15 protein-coding genes are annotated in these 17,694 nt (G+C 64.0%); 3 read left to right on the top strand and 12 right to left on the bottom strand.

Translation table 11 applies throughout. The features are described from left to right. Nucleotides 1-2 precede the first annotated feature (2 nt). Nucleotides 3-1,514 (top strand): hypothetical protein, encoded by a 1,512-nt coding sequence (locus tag L6Q67_RS02615; RefSeq protein WP_296564826.1) that lies wholly within the window; start codon nucleotides 3-5, stop codon nucleotides 1,512-1,514. Then, nucleotides 1,511-2,101, top strand: a complete 591-nt coding sequence (locus L6Q67_RS02610) for a hypothetical protein (protein ID WP_296564824.1) — start codon at nucleotides 1,511-1,513, stop codon at nucleotides 2,099-2,101. The genes L6Q67_RS02615 and L6Q67_RS02610 overlap by 4 nt, the downstream gene beginning before the upstream one ends. A gap of 60 nt (nucleotides 2,102-2,161) precedes the next feature. Here the strand turns inward: L6Q67_RS02610 and argJ are convergent, their stop codons facing one another. The 6 genes from argJ to secA all read right to left on the bottom strand — a co-directional run bounded on the left by argJ (nucleotide 2,162) and on the right by secA (nucleotide 11,560). Next, entirely contained in the window at nucleotides 2,162-3,400 is a 1,239-nt protein-coding gene (gene argJ, locus L6Q67_RS02605; RefSeq protein ID WP_296564821.1) for a bifunctional glutamate N-acetyltransferase/amino-acid acetyltransferase ArgJ, read from the bottom strand. Nucleotides 3,401-3,519: 119 nt separating this feature from the next. Then, nucleotides 3,520-4,737 carry an FtsX-like permease family protein gene (locus L6Q67_RS02600; RefSeq protein ID WP_296564820.1) on the bottom strand — a complete coding sequence of 406 codons (1,218 nt, stop codon included), beginning with the start codon at nucleotides 4,735-4,737 and terminating at the stop codon, nucleotides 3,520-3,522. 13 nt (nucleotides 4,738-4,750) lie between these two features. Next, nucleotides 4,751-5,977 (bottom strand): FtsX-like permease family protein, encoded by a 1,227-nt coding sequence (locus L6Q67_RS02595; protein WP_296564817.1) that lies wholly within the window; start codon nucleotides 5,975-5,977, stop codon nucleotides 4,751-4,753. A gap of 183 nt (nucleotides 5,978-6,160) precedes the next feature. After that, the gene (locus L6Q67_RS02590) at nucleotides 6,161-7,036 is read right to left on the bottom strand and encodes a PEP-CTERM sorting domain-containing protein (RefSeq protein ID WP_296564814.1); all 876 of its coding nucleotides are present in this window, start codon (nucleotides 7,034-7,036) and stop codon (nucleotides 6,161-6,163) included. 262 nt (nucleotides 7,037-7,298) lie between these two features. Then, nucleotides 7,299-8,888, bottom strand: coding sequence for an HDOD domain-containing protein (locus tag L6Q67_RS02585; protein ID WP_296564811.1), 1,590 nt, complete (start codon nucleotides 8,886-8,888; stop codon nucleotides 7,299-7,301). After that, on the bottom strand, nucleotides 8,834-11,560 hold the full coding sequence (gene secA, locus L6Q67_RS02580; RefSeq protein WP_296564808.1) for a preprotein translocase subunit SecA: 2,727 nt from the start codon (nucleotides 11,558-11,560) through the stop codon (nucleotides 8,834-8,836). Before secA ends, L6Q67_RS02585 begins: the two co-directional genes overlap by 55 nt. A 146-nt stretch (nucleotides 11,561-11,706) precedes the next feature. Between secA and L6Q67_RS02575 the strand changes: the two genes are divergently transcribed. Next, a complete protein-coding gene (locus L6Q67_RS02575; RefSeq protein ID WP_296564805.1) occupies nucleotides 11,707-12,138 on the top strand; it encodes a DciA family protein in 432 nt (143 codons plus the stop codon). On the opposite strand, the gene L6Q67_RS02570 is transcribed toward L6Q67_RS02575, so the two are convergent. The 6 genes from L6Q67_RS02570 to L6Q67_RS02545 form a co-directional block, all read right to left on the bottom strand. Then, complete coding sequence (locus L6Q67_RS02570) at nucleotides 12,135-12,323, bottom strand: hypothetical protein (protein ID WP_296564803.1); 189 nt, start codon at nucleotides 12,321-12,323, stop codon at nucleotides 12,135-12,137. The genes L6Q67_RS02575 and L6Q67_RS02570 overlap by 4 nt on opposite strands. Before the next feature lie 8 nt (nucleotides 12,324-12,331). Continuing rightward, nucleotides 12,332-13,249: a UDP-3-O-acyl-N-acetylglucosamine deacetylase gene (gene lpxC / locus L6Q67_RS02565; protein ID WP_296564798.1), complete on the bottom strand. Its 918-nt coding sequence runs from the start codon at nucleotides 13,247-13,249 to the stop codon at nucleotides 12,332-12,334. Between the two features lie 147 nt (nucleotides 13,250-13,396). Then, nucleotides 13,397-14,533, bottom strand: coding sequence for a cell division protein FtsZ (gene ftsZ / locus L6Q67_RS02560; protein ID WP_296564772.1), 1,137 nt, complete (start codon nucleotides 14,531-14,533; stop codon nucleotides 13,397-13,399). Between the two features lie 152 nt (nucleotides 14,534-14,685). Beyond that, on the bottom strand, nucleotides 14,686-15,915 hold the full coding sequence (gene ftsA / locus L6Q67_RS02555; protein ID WP_296564769.1) for a cell division protein FtsA: 1,230 nt from the start codon (nucleotides 15,913-15,915) through the stop codon (nucleotides 14,686-14,688). Further along, a complete protein-coding gene (locus L6Q67_RS02550) occupies nucleotides 15,915-16,787 on the bottom strand; it encodes a cell division protein FtsQ/DivIB (RefSeq protein WP_296564766.1) in 873 nt (290 codons plus the stop codon). Before L6Q67_RS02550 ends, ftsA begins: the two co-directional genes overlap by 1 nt. Further along, entirely contained in the window at nucleotides 16,780-17,694 is a 915-nt protein-coding gene (locus tag L6Q67_RS02545) for a D-alanine--D-alanine ligase (RefSeq protein WP_296564763.1), read from the bottom strand. Before L6Q67_RS02545 ends, L6Q67_RS02550 begins: the two co-directional genes overlap by 8 nt.

Genomic DNA, 17,694 nt, shown 5'->3' with positions numbered 1-17,694 from the left:
GCATGGCCTCTCCCTATATCCTCTACCTCAACCCCGCCGGCCTTACCGCCTTCATCGTCGGCCGCAGCGGCGTCGAACTCCATCAGCACTTCGCCCTGGACGACGGGTTACCGCGCTTCGAGGCCTTCCTGGCGGGCCTGGCAGCCGGCACCCGCATCAGCCTGCTGGCAGACCTGCCGGACGAAGCCCATCACCTCGAAACCCTGCCCTTTGTCAGGGGGCGTGACCGCCGGCCCATGCTGGCCCGCCGCCAGGATCACCTGTTTGGCGACACGCCTTTCCGCAGCCACCTGTCCCTCGGCCGGGAGCCCACCGGCCGAAGGGACGAGCGGATCCTCTTCGCAGCACTCACCCGGCCCGGCGCCATCCAGCCCTGGCTGCAACGAATCCTGCACTCGCCGTGCATCCTGACCCAGGTGGTGAGCGCCTCTTTCCTGTCCCAGGCGCTGGCCGCCCCCCTCCATTCAGGCACAGCGCCCTTTCTCCTCGCACACACCACGCCCGCAGGCCTGCGGGTGTCCTGCTTCGAGCACGGACAACTCCGCTTCAGCCGCCTCACCGCCAGCCAGGGCGCCCATGCCAGCCCTGATCCCGGTTTCGTGCGCGACGAGATCCGACGCAGCTTCGACTACCTGCTCAGCCAGCGCGTCGTGCCCCGCGACCGATCCACCCGGGTACTGCTCCTGAGCCCCCACGAGGTCCCAGCCCCTCTCCCCGCCACGGCCACGGCCGCCAGCGCAGGGCTCGATCTCCAGCCCATGCACCTGAAGCAGGCGGCCCTCGCCCTGAAACTGCAGTACGACGCCAGCCACACCGACAGCCTGCCCCTCCTGCTTCAGGCACTTGCCGCCCAACCCCGACTCCCCCAGTTCGCCCCGGCCGAAGCACTCAGCGGACACCGCCAGCAACAGATCGGGCGCATCGCCGGCGTTCTTGCCGGCGCACTCTTCCTCGCCTGCCTGAGCTACACCAGTCTCAACCTGCTCGCCGCCCGCGAGCAACGCAGCCTTGCCGAGGCGAGCCTGCGCGAAGCAGCCCTGCAGGAGGCCCGTCTTGAAGACGTGATCGCGGCAACACCCACCACCCCGCTCCCCCTCGAACGCCTCAACCAGACCCTCGACCGGGTCCACGCCCTTGCCACCAGCAACACCGGGCCCGAGCCCGCATTGCGCCAGCTGACAGCAGCCCTCGCATCCGCTCCCGGTTTCAAGCTGCAGGAGCTGGAGTGGACAGCCGCCCCCCAGAACCCTCCACCCGCCGAGCCCGCCCCGCTCAACCAGACCTTGCGGATGCGCTTCCATCTCCCCTCCGGCGCCGGGCAAGCCCGGGAGCGTGCCTTACGGGCCCAAACCCTTCTAGCAGCCCTGGGAACCCTGTCCGGAGCGAAGATCCAGGTGTTACGGCAGCCTGCGGAAATGGCCTCATCCGAGCCCATGCGCATCGCAGAATCGCTCCCCGGCGACACCGAGCCTCAACTTGAAGTCCGTGTCAGCCTTCCCGTCTCCCCGCCATGACGCCTTCCACCACCCCCGCCCTGCACCTGCGCACCCCCATCTTCCTGGGCGCCCTCATGCTCATCAGCGCGATCGGGCTGGCAGCAGGCAGTCATCACCTGCTACAAACGGCCCGGAACAGGGCTCAAATGGCGGCCCAAAGCCTCACACAAACCCAACACAGGCTCCAGGAGGCGGAACAGGTCGCCAGCCAGACCCGGGAAGCCCTGAGCCGTCACGCCAGTATTCTGCGCACCGGCATCAGCAGTCCCGTAGACAGGGTGGCCTGGATGGAACAGCTCGAATCCCTCCGGACGAGCTTGGCGATCCCGCTGCTCGACTACGAGATCACTCCCGAACACCCGCTCCAACCCACGGCGCCCTCCGCCGATGCGCCCCCCGTCCTGTTTGCACACACCCTGCACGTGCGTGCCGATCTGCCCCACGAGGATGCCGTCCTTGAATTCATCAACACGCTCCACAAGCTCCGCCCCACCATCAGACCAAGCCGCTGCCAGCTGTCACGCCAGGAAGAACCGGGCAGGGCCCCCGCTCTGATCACCCGTTGCGACATGGACTGGATACACCTCCGCCTCCCTGGCTCATGACGAAAAAAAGGCGCCCATCGAGGCGCCTTGGCAATGACTACGCCCCCTTCCGGGGGGCCCTCAGGAGCGGTAGTCAGCGTTGATCTTCACGTAATCGTAGGAAAAATCGCAGGACCACAGGGTAGCGGCAGCAGCGCCACGCGCCAGATCGACGCGCACGGTGATTTCCGCCTCCTGCATGACGCGGGCGCCTGCATCCTCGCGGTACGACTCCGCCCGTCCGCCCTTCTCGGCCACCAGCACCTCTTCACCGGCGCTCCCCAGCCAGACACGCAGACGGGACACATCCAGATCATCGATGCCGGCATAGCCGATGGCAGCCAGAATGCGCCCCAGGTTGGGGTCGGAAGCAAAGAAGGCTGTTTTCACCAGCGGCGAATGGCCGACGGCATAGCCCACCTTGCGACACTCCTCCCGATCCTTGCCCCCCTCGATCTGCAGGGTAATGAACTTCGTTGCCCCTTCCCCATCCCTGACGATGGCCTGGGCCAGCCAGATGGACAGATCCAGGACGGCGGCCCGGAAAGCGGCGTAATCGGCCGACTGGGCATCGACGAGGGTTGCGTTACCGGCCTGGCCGGTCGCCATCAGAATGAAGCTGTCGTTGGTGGAAGTGTCGCCGTCGACGGTGATGCTGTTGAAGGACAGATCCGCCGCCTCCTTGACCAGGGCATCCAGCAGCGGCTGGGCCACATCGGCATCGGTCGCTAGGAAGCCCAGCATGGTCGCCATGTTCGGCCTGATCATGCCCGCCCCCTTGGAGATGCCCGTCAGCGTCACGGTCTTGCCGCCGATGCTCACCTGGCGGGACGCCGCCTTGGGCACCGTGTCGGTGGTCATGATGCCGTGACAGGCCTCGTACCAGCCATCGACCTTGAGGGCATCCCGCGCCGCCGGAAGCCCGGCGATCAATTTGTCCACCGGCAGGGGTTCGAGAATGACCCCAGTGGAGAAGGGCAGCACCTGGCTGGCCTGAATCCCCAACAGGCCGGCTACCGCTTCGCAGGTGGCCCGTGCAGTGGCCAGGCCGGGCTCGCCGGTGCCCGCATTGGCGACCCCGGTATTGATGACCAGAGCACGCACCTTGCCCTCCGGCAGATGTGCCTTGCACACCTGGACCGGGGCGGCGCAGAAGCGGTTCTGGGTAAACACGCCGGCCACCCGGGCGCCGGGTGCGAGCTCGATGAGGGTCAGATCCTTGCGGTTGAGCTTGCGGATGGCCGCTTCGGTCACCCCGAGTCGGACACCAGGAACCGGCAGCAGTGCAGCAGCATCGGGGGAGGAAAGCAAAACGGGCATGACGAAAACTCCAGAAACGAGGCCGGTCGGCAAAGGCTACGATGATAAGCCCGGATGTGTTTCAGACGCACCCTCGGGATGCGAGGCCCTCCGGGCGGGGGAAAGCAGGCGCCGCGCCTTCAGGCGCGGCTTCTCAGGGCATCGATGATCGGCACCCGCGAAGAGCGGAATGCCGGATAAAGGGAGGCGAGCAGGGTCGCAACAATACCGACGACCCAGGACTGCAGAAGGACCGCGGGCACGATGCGGATGTAAGCGTCGTAGCCGATCTCGGCATTGGGTGGCGGCGGCATGGGGATGCCCACACCGGAAATCAGCATGGCCAGAGCCAGCCCCAGCAGTAACCCCAGGGTGGCCCCCACCACCCCGAGCACCAGAGACTCCAGCACGATCAGGGAGACGATGGTCTTGCTCCGGTTGCCCAGAGCCCGCATGGTGCCAAACTCCCAGCCACGCTCGAGCAGGCTCATGTTGAGGGTATTGATCACGCTGAGGCACACCATCAGCAGGACCATGGCCTGGAGAAAACCGAACTGCTGCTGGTAGATATCCACGGTCTTCTGATAGAAGTCGTTCAGCGTCCGCCAGTCAAGAATGCGCAGATCCGCGGCAAGCTGGGGCTTCATCCGGTCGATGAACGCATCGGTGCCATCGGTAGAGCGGAGGGACACGACCAGCTTGCCCACACCCTTGGTCAGCAGCAGATCCTGGGCCGCCCCAAGGGAAATCCGCACCGCACGGGCGTCAAAATCCTTGGAAAAGCTCTGGAAGACCCCCACCACCTCGATATCAAGGGTGTTGGTGGCCCCGTCCAGAGTGCTCACCACCAGTGTCGCCTGATCGCCGGGTGCCAGGTTCATGGCGGCAGCCACCCCCTCACCGAGCATGGCCCCAAAGCGGTCCGAATCCTTCAGCATCCGCCCGGACAGCACCCGCAGATGGGTACCGAGGGCCAGCTCCCGATCAGGCTCGATCCCCTCGGCGATGATCGCGTAATCCGTCTTGCCGTTGTTCAGAAGCCCCGAAAAGGTGATCCGGGCCATCACGTCCTTCACCTCGGGATCGGCCTGCAGCGTCTTTCTCAGGGTGTCGGGGTCCTTCAGCAGATAGCGCTCCGGCGAGCGGGAGCCGGCACCAAAGATGGCCTCCTGCCCCACCTGGGCATGCCCGCTCTGGGAATGGATGAGAGCCTCCGCCAACTGCACGAAGATGTCCCTGACGAAGCCGCCGGAGACAATCAGCCCGCACACCCCGAAAACGATGGCGCCCAGGGTGATGGCCGTCCGGATACGATTGCGGAGCAGATTCCGCAGACCAAGGTTGAGGAGATGTTTCATGCGCGGGATCCGGTCATTGCAAGGCACGCAAGGACTCGACGATCTCCATCCGCGATGCCTTCCAGGCCGGATAGAGACTGGCCAGGGCGGTGGTCGCCATGGCCGTGAGGCAAGCCGAGACCACCGTCCCCGGCGTAAGCAGGATTCCTGCGCTGTAGCCCCAGGTCATGCCCGGCCCCGGAGGCATGGGAATGCCGATCAGACTGATGAGCATGGCCAGCAGGCTGCCGACAAAGACACCGATGATCGTTCCGACAACGCCCAGCACGACCCCTTCCGCAATGAACAGCAGCAGGATGTCCTTGCGCCGGGCGCCAATGGCCATCATGGTACCGATCTCACCGATCCGCTGAATGACCGACATGGTCATGGTATTGGAGATCGCCAGCACGATGATCACCGCAATGATCATGTAGATCACGCCGACCTGCTTGGCAAAGAGTGACGCCGTCTTGTTGTAAAAATCGGCGAGCTGGGTCCATGGCACCACGTCGTACTGGGAGGTGCCAAGATTGGTCTTCATCCACTCAAGGGTCTGTGCGGTTCGGGCCGTATCGTCCAGCACGACGATGCGCAGATGCTCGCCATCGACGCGCAAGAGCTGGCGGGCCAGACCAATGGGAATGCGCAGCGCGATATCGTCGTAGGCCTTGGTGATGGACTCAAACACACCTACCGTTTTGGCCTCCACCGCGTTGATGCGACCACCTTTGGTGTTGGCAACCAGCACCAGGGTTCCCCCCAGACGCAGGCCAAGGTTATCGGCCAGCCCTCGACCGACCACCACCGTGTTCTCCTCACCAGGCTGCAGATTGCGCCCCTCGGGGAACCGGAGCGCAGAGGAGAGCTCGGCCTCGACGCCGGGATCCACCCCCTCACCAATGAAGGACAACGTTGTCTCTCCGGAGCTGGCCAAGCCTGAAATCAGCAGGCGCGGTGCAACGGCCACCACCCCCGGCCCGTCCAGAATCTTCCTGATGTCCTGCTCCCTGTTGGGAAGCACATAGGACAGCGGATCAGAGCGCCCCAGTTCGAGGAATCGGGGCTTCATGACCTGGATGTGCCCCAGCTGGGAATGGATGGTGTTCTCGCGCCCGAAGCGGAGATTCCAGTCGATGAAGCCGGCCGCCAGCATCATGGCGGTCACGCCAAGCGCCACAGCCGTCAGGGCCGCCTTGCTGCGGTTGACCTGGCGAATGACGTTGAGGGCGGCGGTGCGGAGAGTCAGGATGCCGTGCAATTGAGCTACCCAGTCGGGCTGTATCGGGTTGGACGGTGCCCTAGAAGGGAAGGGTTGTGGAGTACCCCGGGCACTTGCCCGACATACTTTAAAGGTCTGCGTATTCTTTGGCTATAAAAAAAGGGCCACTCTGACGAGTGACCCTTTTTCAGCCGAGACCCTTGCGGGTCTCAAGCTCCCGACTTAGGCCTTGCGGCGACGGGCGGCGAAGAGGCCGGCGAAGCCGAGACCCACCAGAGCCAGGGAAGCGGGCTCAGGAACGGTCGGGCGGATGGAGCCGTCCAGTTCGGTCTGACGCACAGCAACCAAGTTGCCCTTGCCATCAACGAAGGACAGCAGTTGGCTGGCGGCGGGGATCGGGGGATCCACGTTGGTGTCCAGAGCAAAGGTGGTGCCCTTGCCAGCGGACACGTAGTTACCACCAACGTCCTGGATGTACAGGAAGCCGGCTTCAGCGGAATCCACTTCCAGGTTCAGGGTCAGGTTGGCAACCTGCAGCACGGAACTCACCAGGTGACCGGACACGACAGTACGGTCGTTGGCGTCGTTCAGGAAGTCATTGAAGTACAGTTCCCAGGTGCCGCCGGTGTAGTTCGGGCCGGAAGCAGACAGGATGCCGTCAAACTTGTAACGGACTTCCAGCTGCCAGGTCAGGCCGAAACCTTCGCTGTCGGTGCCAGGAAGGGTCGGGGGAACCAGCGGGCTCAGCGCATCGATGTTCACCTGAGCGATGGTCGGGGTGGTCAGGCTGACGGCGGTGGTGCCATCCATGGCGGTGCCGCTACGGGGAATGCCCAGGTTGGCAAAATCGCTGGCCAGGTTGGTGTCGTAGAAGGCGCCTTCCACGGAGCCGTCGCTCAGGTCGTAGACCGAGGTAGCGAACAGCTGGGTGAAGCCGAACTGGGTGAAGGTGCCGGTGGTGGTGTTGCCATCGTTGGCGGTCAGCACGGGGATTTCGTAGCCGTTGCTGCCAACGTTGATGTACATCGACGGAGCCGCGACGGCTGCGGTGGCGGTCATCGCCAGAACGCTTGCAGCGGCAAGAAGTTTCATTTTCATGAGTGTTTCTCCGGAATTAGAGGCGGCAATAACGCGCAGAAAACATAGAGCAGATTCCATGCCCACTTTCCACAAAACCCGAATCGAATCACAACACATTAATTTTATTGGATTTTTTAAACATCAGAAAAAATGATCGCCAAGCCCGCGACACGCTCTGTAAAGATTTTCGACACATTCTGACTTCTTCCGCCGATCTGCCTCTCCAGGAAAAAGGCAGCATCGGCCCTCCACGCCAGACACAGCGCCACCTGCAGCATAATCAGCAGGAGGAGAAGACCCGCCGTTCCGTGGCGCCAAGCTCGACAGCGAGGCTTGCCTGCAAGGCAAAGTGCCGGACCGCATCCCAGCATTCTCCGGCCAGGGGCTTGCCGCCGCAGTCCACATAGAGGACACCGATCTGACGGCTTGCCGTGCCGATGGGGACCACCCCGCAGTCGCTGCAGGCCGCCGCCCGGACGAGCCGCTCCGCACCGGGACGCGTCAGGCGCCCCGCGTTGACCAGGGCTGCTTCCCCACTGTCAATCGCCGCATCCAGCACGTCGTCCGGCTCCCCCTCCATGGGGAACACAAAGCGGGCAGCCAGGGCATCCGCATCGGCACCCAGGGCAATCCTGCCGACAAGGGATTGACGATCCTCCGTCAGAAGGGCGACAACGACACGTCGACAGCCAATGGCACGATAGACCCCCTCGACAACCATTTGCAGGACATCGGCGATGTTCGCGCGAGCCAGGCTCATCTCCGCCAGGTCGTGGAGGATGCGCAGTTGCAGGCGTGCATCGGGATCGACAGGTGCCGGTGGAGCAGCCGTTTCAGGTAGCGGAGCTGCCTGCGGAATCAGCCCGGCGGCCTCGGGGGCGCCAAAGACACGCGCGACCCTGGCGGCCTCTGCGGCATTGGCAAGAATATCCTCCCTGACAGTGGCCACGGGCTGGTCCAGGTAATCGGCAACCTCGTGCATGCTTTGCCGCCCGCCGATCGAATCCCAGCCCTCATCCGCAACCCGGGCCAGGCGATGGGCGAGCAGGATGGAGCGGCCCGGACCACGGCCGCGGGGATCCATCTCCATGGCTGCCGAGACCAGCGGTCCCAGCTTCCACTCCTTCACCAGACCGTGGGACAACTGGCGCAGGGGGAAACCCAGCACTCGTTGCTGGGCCTCTTCCTCCTTGCCCCCCGAAAGCACCAGACACTGATCGAGCCGCTGCGCCTGTTCGCCACCGAAGCACCAGAACGCCATTTCTCCGACGCGCCCGAGCAATGCAGCGATGAATACCTCCTCACCAGCCCCCTCACCACGCTTGCGGGCAATCCAGCGGGCCTGGACCGCCGCATGAAAGCTGCGCGCCATCTCCGCATGTACCCTCTCACGGATCCCCTGATTGAGCAGGGAGTCGATCAGGGAGACAGACAGGGCAAGTTCGACAACCGGATCGAAACCCAGCACGACAATGGCCCGGGAAACGGTACTGATGCCCTGGTGGGAGTGATTGAAGAAGGCGCTATTCGCAAGCCTGAGCACCTTGGTTGTCATCGGAGCATCCATCAGGATGACCTTCGCGAGGGCAGACGCCGACGCCTTGTCATCGGCAATGAGCGCGCGCAGGGCGTCCACCGTGCGACCGAACACCGGCATCTCGCGTCCGCGGATGCGGGCGATCCAGCCGGCCAGATCGAGAGAAAGTTCACTGGAGTTCATTGCCTCGGTAACGGCAGGGGACATTGTTGCTTGAGGCGCCCGGTGAACGAAAAACGCCGGCACAAGTCCGGCGTCTTTGCCTGAAAACCCAAGACTCAGGAGAGCTTGCCGTGGCAGTGCTTGTACTTCTTCCCGGAACCGCAGGGGCACGGATCGTTGCGACCGGCCCTCGGCGCAGCCTGGGCGGCCGGCTGGGCAACTTCGCGATCCGGATTGGCGGTGGCCAGGGCTTCGTCGTAATCGGCGTGGTGATACTGGACGTTTTCGAGTTCAGCCGGTGCCTCGACCTCCTCCAGTTGTGCCTCGGAACGGATCTGGACGGTCATCAGCAAGCGGGTGACCTCGGTACGAACGATCTGCAGCAGGTTCTCGAAGAGCTCGAAAGCCTCGCGCTTGTATTCCTGCTTCGGATTCTTCTGGGCATAACCCCGCAGATGGATGCCCTGACGCAGATGATCCAGGGCCGACAGATGTTCGCGCCAGTGGGTGTCCAGGCTCTGCAGCATCACATTGCGTTCGAAGCCGTGCCAGGCACTGGCATCCACGAGCGCGATCTTGTCGGCATAGGCCTGAGCCCCGGCCTCCAACAGACGCTGCAGGATGTCGTCGTCGGTCAGACCGGAGTCGGCCTTCACCCACTCGCCAACCGGCACCTTGAGCTGATATTCGGATTCGAGGGCCAGCTCGAGGGCAGGGATATCCCACTGCTCCTCGACCGAATCGACCGGCACGTAGATGCGGAACAGGTCATGCAGCACGCCTTCCCGCATTGCCGCAACGGTTTCAGAGATGTCGGTGCTCTCCAGCAACTCGTTGCGCTGCTGGTAGATGACCTTGCGCTGGTCGTTGGAAACGTCGTCGTACTCAAGCAGTTGCTTGCGGATGTCGAAGTTGCGCTGCTCGACCTTGCGCTGGGCGGATTCCAGGGAGCGGGTCACCATGCCGGCCTCGATGGCCTCACCTTCAGGCATCTTCAGGCGAACCATGATGGCGTTCAGGCGCTCACCGGCGAAGATCTTCATCAGGGGATCTTCCAGCGACAGGTAGAAGCGGCTTTCGCCCGGATCCCCCTGACGGCCCGAACGGCCACGCAGCTGGTTGTCGATACGCCGGGACTCATGGCGCTCGGTGCCGATGATCTTCAGCCCGCCGGCCTGCAGCACCTGCTCGTGAACCCTTTTCCACTCCTCGCGCATCGCCGCGATCCGGGCATCCTTCTCGGCGTCGGAGAGGGACTCGTCCTCGCGGATCAGGGAGACGGGCTTCTCCACGTTGCCCCCCAGCACGATGTCGGTACCCCGACCGGCCATGTTGGTGGCAATGGTGATCACCCCGGGGCGCCCGGCTTCGGCAACGATCTCGGCCTCACGGGCATGCTGCTTGGCGTTGAGCACGTTGTGCGGCAACTTGGAACGGGTCAGCAGATCGGACAGCAGCTCCGAATTTTCGATGGAGGTCGTACCCACCAGCACGGGCTGGCCGCGCTCCACGCACTCCTTGATGTCCGCCACGATGGCATCGTGCTTCTCCTTCATGGTGCGATACACCTTGTCGTTCTGATCCTTGCGGATCATCGGACGGGAGGTGGGCACCACCACGGTTTCAAGCGCGTAAATCTGGTGGAACTCGTAGGCTTCGGTATCCGCCGTGCCGGTCATGCCGGACAACTTGCCGTACATGCGGAAATAGTTCTGGAAGGTGATCGAGGCCAGGGTCTGGTTCTCGGCCTGGATCTTCACGCCCTCCTTGGCCTCGACCGCCTGATGCAGGCCCTCGGACCAGCGGCGGCCGGACATCAGACGGCCGGTGAATTCATCGACGATCACCACTTCGCCGTTCTGCACCACGTAATGCTGGTCCTTGTGATACAGCGCATGGGCCCGCAGAGAAGCGTAGAGGTGGTGGATCAGCAGGATGTTGCCCGGATCGTAGAGGCTGGAGCCCTCCGGCAGCATGCCCAGCCGGGTCAGGATCTCCTCGGCGTGCTCGTGGCCCTGCTCGGTGAGCAGGACGGAATGGGCCTTGAGGTCGACGGTGTAATCGCCCGGGACGGTGATGTTCTCGCCCTCGCCTTCCTGACGGGTCAGCAGGGCCGGAACGGCGTTCATGCTGACGTACAGTTCGGTGTGATCCTCGGCCTGACCGGAGATGATCAAGGGCGTACGGGCCTCATCGATCAGGATGGAGTCCACCTCGTCGACGATGGCGTAGTTGAGGCCGCGCTGCACCCGCTCGCCTGACTCGTACACCATGTTGTCGCGCAGGTAGTCGAAGCCGAACTCGTTGTTGGTACCGTAGGTGATGTCGGCCTCATAGGCGGCCTTCTTCGCATCGTGGGGCATCTGCGACAGGTTGCAGCCCACGCTCAACCCGAGGAAGCGGTAGATGCGCCCCATCCAGTCCGAGTCACGGCTGGCGAGGTAATCATTGACGGTGATGACGTGCACGCCCTTGCCGGAGAGGGCGTTCAGATAGACCGGCAGGGTGGCGGTCAGGGTCTTGCCCTCACCGGTACGCATTTCGGCGATCTTGCCGGCATGCAGCACCATGCCGCCCACCATCTGCATGTCGAAATGGCGCATGCCGTGCACCCGCTTGCCGGCTTCGCGAACCACGGCGAAGGCCTCGGGCAAGAGGGCGTCGAGACTCTCGCCCTTGGCGATGCGCTCACGGAATTCGTCTGTCTTGCCGCGCAGCTCCTCATCGGACAGGGCCTGAATCTTCGGCTCGAGTGCGTTGATGGCACGCACCGTCTGGGAGTACTGGCGAATCAGCCGGTCATTGCGGCTGCCGAAAATTTTCTTGAGAAGGCCTGCGATCATTTGATTTCGAAGGAAAAACGCGGCAAAGGGCGGATTCTATCATGTCACCCGGACACGGCCGTGACGCAGGACAAGGCGCCGCTCACTCTTGTCCGCATTGAACGTTCCCCCTACGATGGGGGCGCTTTCGTGATTTCCAAGCCCTGATGAGCACCAGTTCGATCGACAATTTTCTGGGCAGCGGTGACGCCCTCGCCCGCCTCCAGGCCCATGCCGGCCGCCTGCTGCGCCTGCAACAGCAACTGGAGACCCTGCTGCCGGGTTACATGGCGGAGGCCTGCAGGGTGGCCAACCTCAAAGGCGAGGAACTGGTCATCCACGTGGAAAGTGCCGGTCTGGCGGTCAAGCTGCGCCAGGCTGTACCCAGCCTGCTGGCAGACTTTGGCCGGGCGGGCGTGATTCTCAGGGACATCAAGGTGAAGGTGGCCGTGCGGGAATACCGGCCTGCCGCGGCGCCCCCGCCCCACCGCCACGTGAGCGACTCGACGCGCTCAGGCCTTGAGCACCTCGCCACCAGCCTGCCGGCGGATTCACCGCTGGCCAAGGCCCTGAAGCGCTTCGTCAGGCAGGCCGGCTAGACGAAGGGGACGAAGACGCGCTCAAGGATGAGGAGCGCAAAGAACACCAGCGCGACGATGATGGCGTAGCGGAACAGCCGCCACCCCAACGCCAGATAGCGGCGATCACGGGTGAACACGAAGGCCAGCAGGGAACCGGCGATGCCGATCGCCACCAGCACTGCGATCAGTCGCAGGATCAGCACGACTCAGCTCAGGCGCTGGCCAGATCGAAGAGCTGGGCCACCGCCGGCGGCGTGCTGGCCTCTTCCTCGAAGGTCACGATGTCCCAGGCGGTCTTGTCTTCGAGAAGCACCCGCAGGATCTGATTGTTGAGGGCGTGACCCGATTTGTAGGCGCTGTAGGAGGCCAGCAGGGAGTGGCCGGCCAGGTACAGGTCGCCGATCGCGTCCAGCACCTTGTGCTTCACGAACTCATCGGCGTAGCGCAGGCCATCGGCGTTGAGCACCCGGTACTCGTCCATCACGATGGCGTTGTCCAGACTGCCCCCCAGGCCGAGCCCGTTGGCGCGCATGAACTCCACGTCCTGCATGAAACCGAAGGTGCGCGCCCGGGACACTTCACGCACATAGGAGTGCTCGGCAAAGTCCACCACCACCGAGGTACCGGTGCTGTCGATGGCCGGGTGGTTGAAGAGGATGGAAAAGCTGAGCTTGAAGCCGTCGTAGGGCTCCAAGCGCACCCACTTGTCGCCTTCCACGTACTCGACAGGCTTGAGCACCCGCAGGAAGCGCTTGGGGGCTTTCTGCTCTTCGATACCGGCAGACTGGATCAGGAACACGAAAGGCCCTGCGCTGCCATCGAGGATGGGGATCTCCGCCGCATCCACGTCGATGTGGGCGTTGTCGATGCCCAGCCCGGCCAGGGCCGACATCAGATGTTCGACGGTATTGACCTTTGCCCCCTCACGCTGCAGCCCGGAACACATGCGGGTATCGCAGACAGCGTAGGGGTCGGCGGGCAGGTCGACCACGGGGTCGAGATCAACCCGGTGGAAGATGATGCCGGTGTCCGGCGCAGCCGGCCGCAGGGTGAGCGTCACCTTGGCGCCGCTGTGGAGCCCGACGCCGGTGGCGGTGACAACGGTTTTGAGGGTGCGCTGCTTCAGCATGATCCGGATCCGCATTCAAGTCATTGAATCTTAACACAAGCAAAGTGCTGCACCGCAGCAATCCGCCCTGTAAACGTAAAACGCGCAGCGGTTGGAGGCGACCTCCCGCTGCGCGTTTTTTCGAGCCACCGGAGCGGCCCGAAGCGGTCAGTCCGCCTGCTTGCGCAGGAAGGCCGGGATGTCCAGGGTGGACATGCCGTTGGCGCTCATGGCCTCGACGGTGGTCCGGGAAGTGCGACGGATCACCGCCGGCAGCTCCAGGTTGCCGTAGTCGATTTCCATGCCGATGTTGTCGGTACCGGTACGCACTACCTCGATCTTGCGCGGCATCTGCGCAGCGCGCACGGCGCCGAGGCCCGTGGCCACCACGGTGACGCGGATGCGGTCTTCCATGCTCTCATCGAACACGGTGCCGTACTTGACGAAGGCTTCGGAGGCAGCGAAGGCCTGGACGGTCTTCACGGCATCACGGACTTCCGACATCTTCAGGTTGCGGCTGGCGGTGATGTTGATCAGCACGCAGCGGGCGCCGGACAGCTCGGTGCCTTCGAGCAGCGGGGACACGGCAGCCTGCTCGGCGGCGATGCGGGCACGGTCAAGACCGGCAGCCTGGGCCGAGCCCATCATCGCGCGGCCCATCTCGGCCATGGCGGTGCGCACGTCCTGGAAGTCCACATTGACCAGGCCAGGCACATTGATGATCTCGGCGATGCCGCCGACCGCGCTGGTCAATACGTTGTCGGCGGAACGGAAGCAGTCTTCGAAGCCGGCGTCGTCGCCGTACACCTCGAGCAGCTTGTCGTTGAGCACGACGATCAGGGAGTCCACCTGCTTGGAGAGCTCTTCCACACCGCTCTCGGCCACACGGATGCGGTTCTCGAAGTCGAAGGGCTTGGTCACCACGGCAACGGTCAGGATGCCCATTTCCTTGGCGATCTCGGCCACCACGGGAGCGGCACCGGTGCCGGTACCACCGCCCATGCCGGCGGTGATGAAGCACATGTGGGCGCCTTCGAGGGCGGCCGCGATGGCATCACGGGATTCCTGTGCTGCGGCACGGCCGGCCTCGGGCTTGGAGCCGGCACCAAGACCGGTCTTGCCGAGCTGGACCTTGGTCTGGGCCAGGCAGCGGGACAGGGCCTGGGCATCGGTGTTGGCAATGATGAAATCCACCCCCTGCACACCCTCGCGGATCATGTGATCGACGGCATTGCCGCCTGCACCACCGACACCAATCACCTTGATGTTGGTGCCGCCGCTCGCCTTTTCAACAATTTCAAACATTTAACCTCGCCTCCAAAAGAAACTGCGCTTATTTGCCCTGTGCGCAAGCAGTCCTATATTTAGTATTAACCTGAAATTCTATAACTAAATAAAGGGCAACTGCACACAAATATTCAATTCAAGACACCCCACTCAGAAGGGTGCATCCACCATCAGAAATTGCGTTCGAACCAGGAACGCATTCTCGAAAACACCTGCCCCACATTCCGCGTCTGACGCGCCTGGATGCCGCGCCGCTTCTGCGCTGCGCCCTCCATAACCAGGCCCATTGCATTTGCATAACGGGGCTCGCAGACCACATCGGCCAGCGCACCGTCGTACTTCGGATAACCGATGCGCACGGGCATGTGAAACACTTCTTCACCGAGCTCGACCATCCCCTGCATCACCGCAGCCCCACCGGCCAGCACGATGCCCGACGACAGCAGCTCTTCGTAGCCGGAACGGCGCAGCTCGGCCTGGACCAGCTCATACAGTTCACAGACCCGCGGCTCGATCACGTCGGCCAGCGCCTGGCGGGACAGCTTGCGGGGCGGCCGGTCACCCACCCCCGGCACCTCGATCATCTCGGAAGCATCGGCCAGGGTGTGCATGGCCACGCCATGACGGATCTTGATTTCCTCTGCCTCGGCAGTCGGCGTACGCAGGGCCATGGCGATATCGTTGGTCACCTGGTCGCCGGCGATGGGAATGACCGCGGTGTGGCGGATGGCGCCCTGGGTGAACACGGCCAGATCGGTGGTGCCGCCACCGATGTCCACCAGGCACACCCCCAGCTCCTTCTCGTCGTCGGAGAGGGTCGCGTAGCTCGAGGCCAGCGGCTGCAGCACCAGGTCCAGCACCTCCAGCCCGCAGCGCCGCACACACTTGACGATGTTCTGGGCGGCGGAGACGGCGCCGGTGACGATGTGCACCTTCACCTCGAGCCGCACGCCACTCATGCCGATCGGCTCACGCACACCATCCTGCCCGTCGATGATGAATTCCTGGGTCAGGATGTGCAGGATCTGCTGGTCGGCCGGCAGGGGCATGGCCCGGGCAGTCTCGATGACCCGCTCCACGTCGATCGGCGAGACCTCCTTGTCCTTGATCGCCACCATGCCGTTGGAGTTGAAGCTGCGGATGTGGCTGCCGGCGATCCCCGTATACACATCGCGGATCTTGCAGTCGGCCATCAGCTCCACTTCCTGGATGACCCGGGAAATGGCATCGACGGTGGCCTCGATATTGACCACCACCCCCTTTTTCAAACCGGAGGAGGGCTGGGTGCCCAGGCCGATCACGTCCATGCGGCCGTCCGGCTTGAGTTCGGCCACCACACAGGTGATCTTCGAGGTGCCGATGTCGAGGCCGACGATCAGTTCCTTGTACTCTTTGCTCATCACTTACCTTTACTTTCTTGCTTGCCCGACGGCGCGGCGGACGTGATCGGCCGCAGGGCAAAACCACTGGGGTAGCGGAGGTCCACCACCGCCACATTCATGTTCAGCTGAGCCTTGGCCTTGGGAAAATGGCGCACGAAGCGCGACAGACGCTCATCGATGGGCGCCTTGGCCTGATCGTGCCCCAGCTCGATGGTCAGACCGTCTTCCATCTTCAGCTGCCAGGCCTCCCGGGCCGACAGGGAAACGCCAACCAGCTGCTTGCCGAGGGGCCCGAGCTTGTTGGTGAAGTCTTCGAACTTGGCCAGCAGCACCCCGGACGAACCCTCGGGGCCGCTGAAGACGGGCATCCGCGCATTGCTGGCGGCCGAGAAGACCTCGCCATAGCGATTCACCAGGCGCATGTCGCCGGTCTCCCCCACCCGCCAGTAGGCCGAGGCCACGTGCTCCTCGAGGCGCACTTCGATGCCTCCTGGCCAGCGCCGGCGCACATCGGCACGACGCACCCAGGGCAGCTTTTCGAAGGCTCCCCGCACATCGTCCAGATCAACGGTGAAGAAATTGCCGCGCAGGGACGAGCGGGCCGCATATTCGAGCTGGGCGTGGGTCACCTGGGCCAGGGGCGTGGTCACCACGACCTCCCGCAAGGGGTACACCGGCAGGCGCGACAGCGCCGCCACGGCGGCATAACCCAGGCCCGCGGCACCAAAGACCAGCAGCACATCGGAGATCAGGTTGAGGAGCTGGGGACGATCCCACAGCCCGTTGCCACTCACCTCCCGTGCCGGACGCGCGGGGCGCGCACGCTTCCCGCCGGCGGCCTTGCCGCTGGCCTCGGGAGGCACGTTGGAGGTGGGGCGAAGATCAGCCAAGGCGGGCTCCGGCGAGAATTTCGAGGCACAGGGCCTCGAAGGACAGCCCCGCCACCCGGGCCGACATGGGCACCAGGGAGTGGTTGGTCATGCCCGGCGCGGTGTTGATCTCGAGCAGCGTGTAGCTGCCATCGTCCCGCAGGATCAGGTCGGCGCGGCCCCAGCCGCGGCAGCCCAGCACCTTGGCACAGCGCACGATGGCGGCCTGGATGTCCTGCTCCAGGGCCTCCGGCAAGCCGCTGGGGCAGAAATACTGGGTGTCGTCGGTGAAGTACTTGTTCTGATAGTCGTAGTTGCCACCGGGCGCCACGATGCGTACCAAGGGCAGCGCCCTGTCGCCAAGGAAGGGAGCGGTGAGCTCCTGGCCGGCCACGAACTCCTCGGCCAGCACCAGGGAATCAAACTTTGCCGCAAGCTCCCAGGCGGCCTTGAGCTGCCCGGCCTCGGTGACCTTGGTGGCGCCCATGCTGGAGCCCTCGTGGGCCGGCTTGACGAAGATGGGCAGGCCCAAGTCGGCGGCCACGGCGTCCCAGTCGGTGGCGGCATCGAGGATCGCAAAGCGCGGCGTGGGCAGGCCCGAGGCCAGCCACACCAGCTTGGTACGCCACTTGTCCATGGCAATCGCCGAGGCCATCACCCCGCTGCCGGTGTAGGGAATGCCCATCAGCTCAAGGGCGCCCTGCACGGTGCCATCCTCGCCACCCCGCCCATGCAGGGCGATGAAGACGCGGTCGTAGGCCTGCTCCTTGAGGATGTGCAGGTCGGTCTCGGCCGGATCGAAGGCATGGGCGTCCACGCCCGCAGCCTGCAGGGCGGCCAGCACGGCCTTGCCCGACATCAGGGAGATCTCGCGCTCGGCGGAGGTTCCGCCCAGCAACACCGCCACTTTTCCGAATTGACTGCTCAC

Origin of the sequence: Zoogloea sp., from assembly GCF_023150065.1 — a bacterium.
Lineage (GTDB): Bacteria > Pseudomonadota > Gammaproteobacteria > Burkholderiales > Rhodocyclaceae > Zoogloea.
This window is presented reverse-complemented; position numbering and strand designations above follow the sequence as displayed.

Bases quoted from the DNA above. Each gene is read 5' to 3' on its own strand.
- L6Q67_RS02610 (WP_296564824.1), top strand. From the start codon at position 1,511: ATGACGCCTTCCACCACCCCCGCCCTGCACCTGCGCACCCCCATCTTC.
- ftsZ (WP_296564772.1), bottom strand. From the start codon at position 14,533: ATGTTTGAAATTGTTGAAAAGGCGAGCGGCGGCACCAACATCAAGGTG.
- lpxC (WP_296564798.1), bottom strand. From the start codon at position 13,249: ATGCTGAAGCAGCGCACCCTCAAAACCGTTGTCACCGCCACCGGCGTC.
- L6Q67_RS02575 (WP_296564805.1), top strand. From the start codon at position 11,707: ATGAGCACCAGTTCGATCGACAATTTTCTGGGCAGCGGTGACGCCCTC.
- ftsA (WP_296564769.1), bottom strand. From the start codon at position 15,915: ATGAGCAAAGAGTACAAGGAACTGATCGTCGGCCTCGACATCGGCACC.
- L6Q67_RS02600 (WP_296564820.1), bottom strand. From the start codon at position 4,737: ATGAAACATCTCCTCAACCTTGGTCTGCGGAATCTGCTCCGCAATCGT.
- argJ (WP_296564821.1), bottom strand. From the start codon at position 3,400: ATGCCCGTTTTGCTTTCCTCCCCCGATGCTGCTGCACTGCTGCCGGTT.
- L6Q67_RS02590 (WP_296564814.1), bottom strand. From the start codon at position 7,036: ATGAAAATGAAACTTCTTGCCGCTGCAAGCGTTCTGGCGATGACCGCC.
- secA (WP_296564808.1), bottom strand. From the start codon at position 11,560: ATGATCGCAGGCCTTCTCAAGAAAATTTTCGGCAGCCGCAATGACCGG.
- L6Q67_RS02615 (WP_296564826.1), top strand. From the start codon at position 3: ATGGCCTCTCCCTATATCCTCTACCTCAACCCCGCCGGCCTTACCGCC.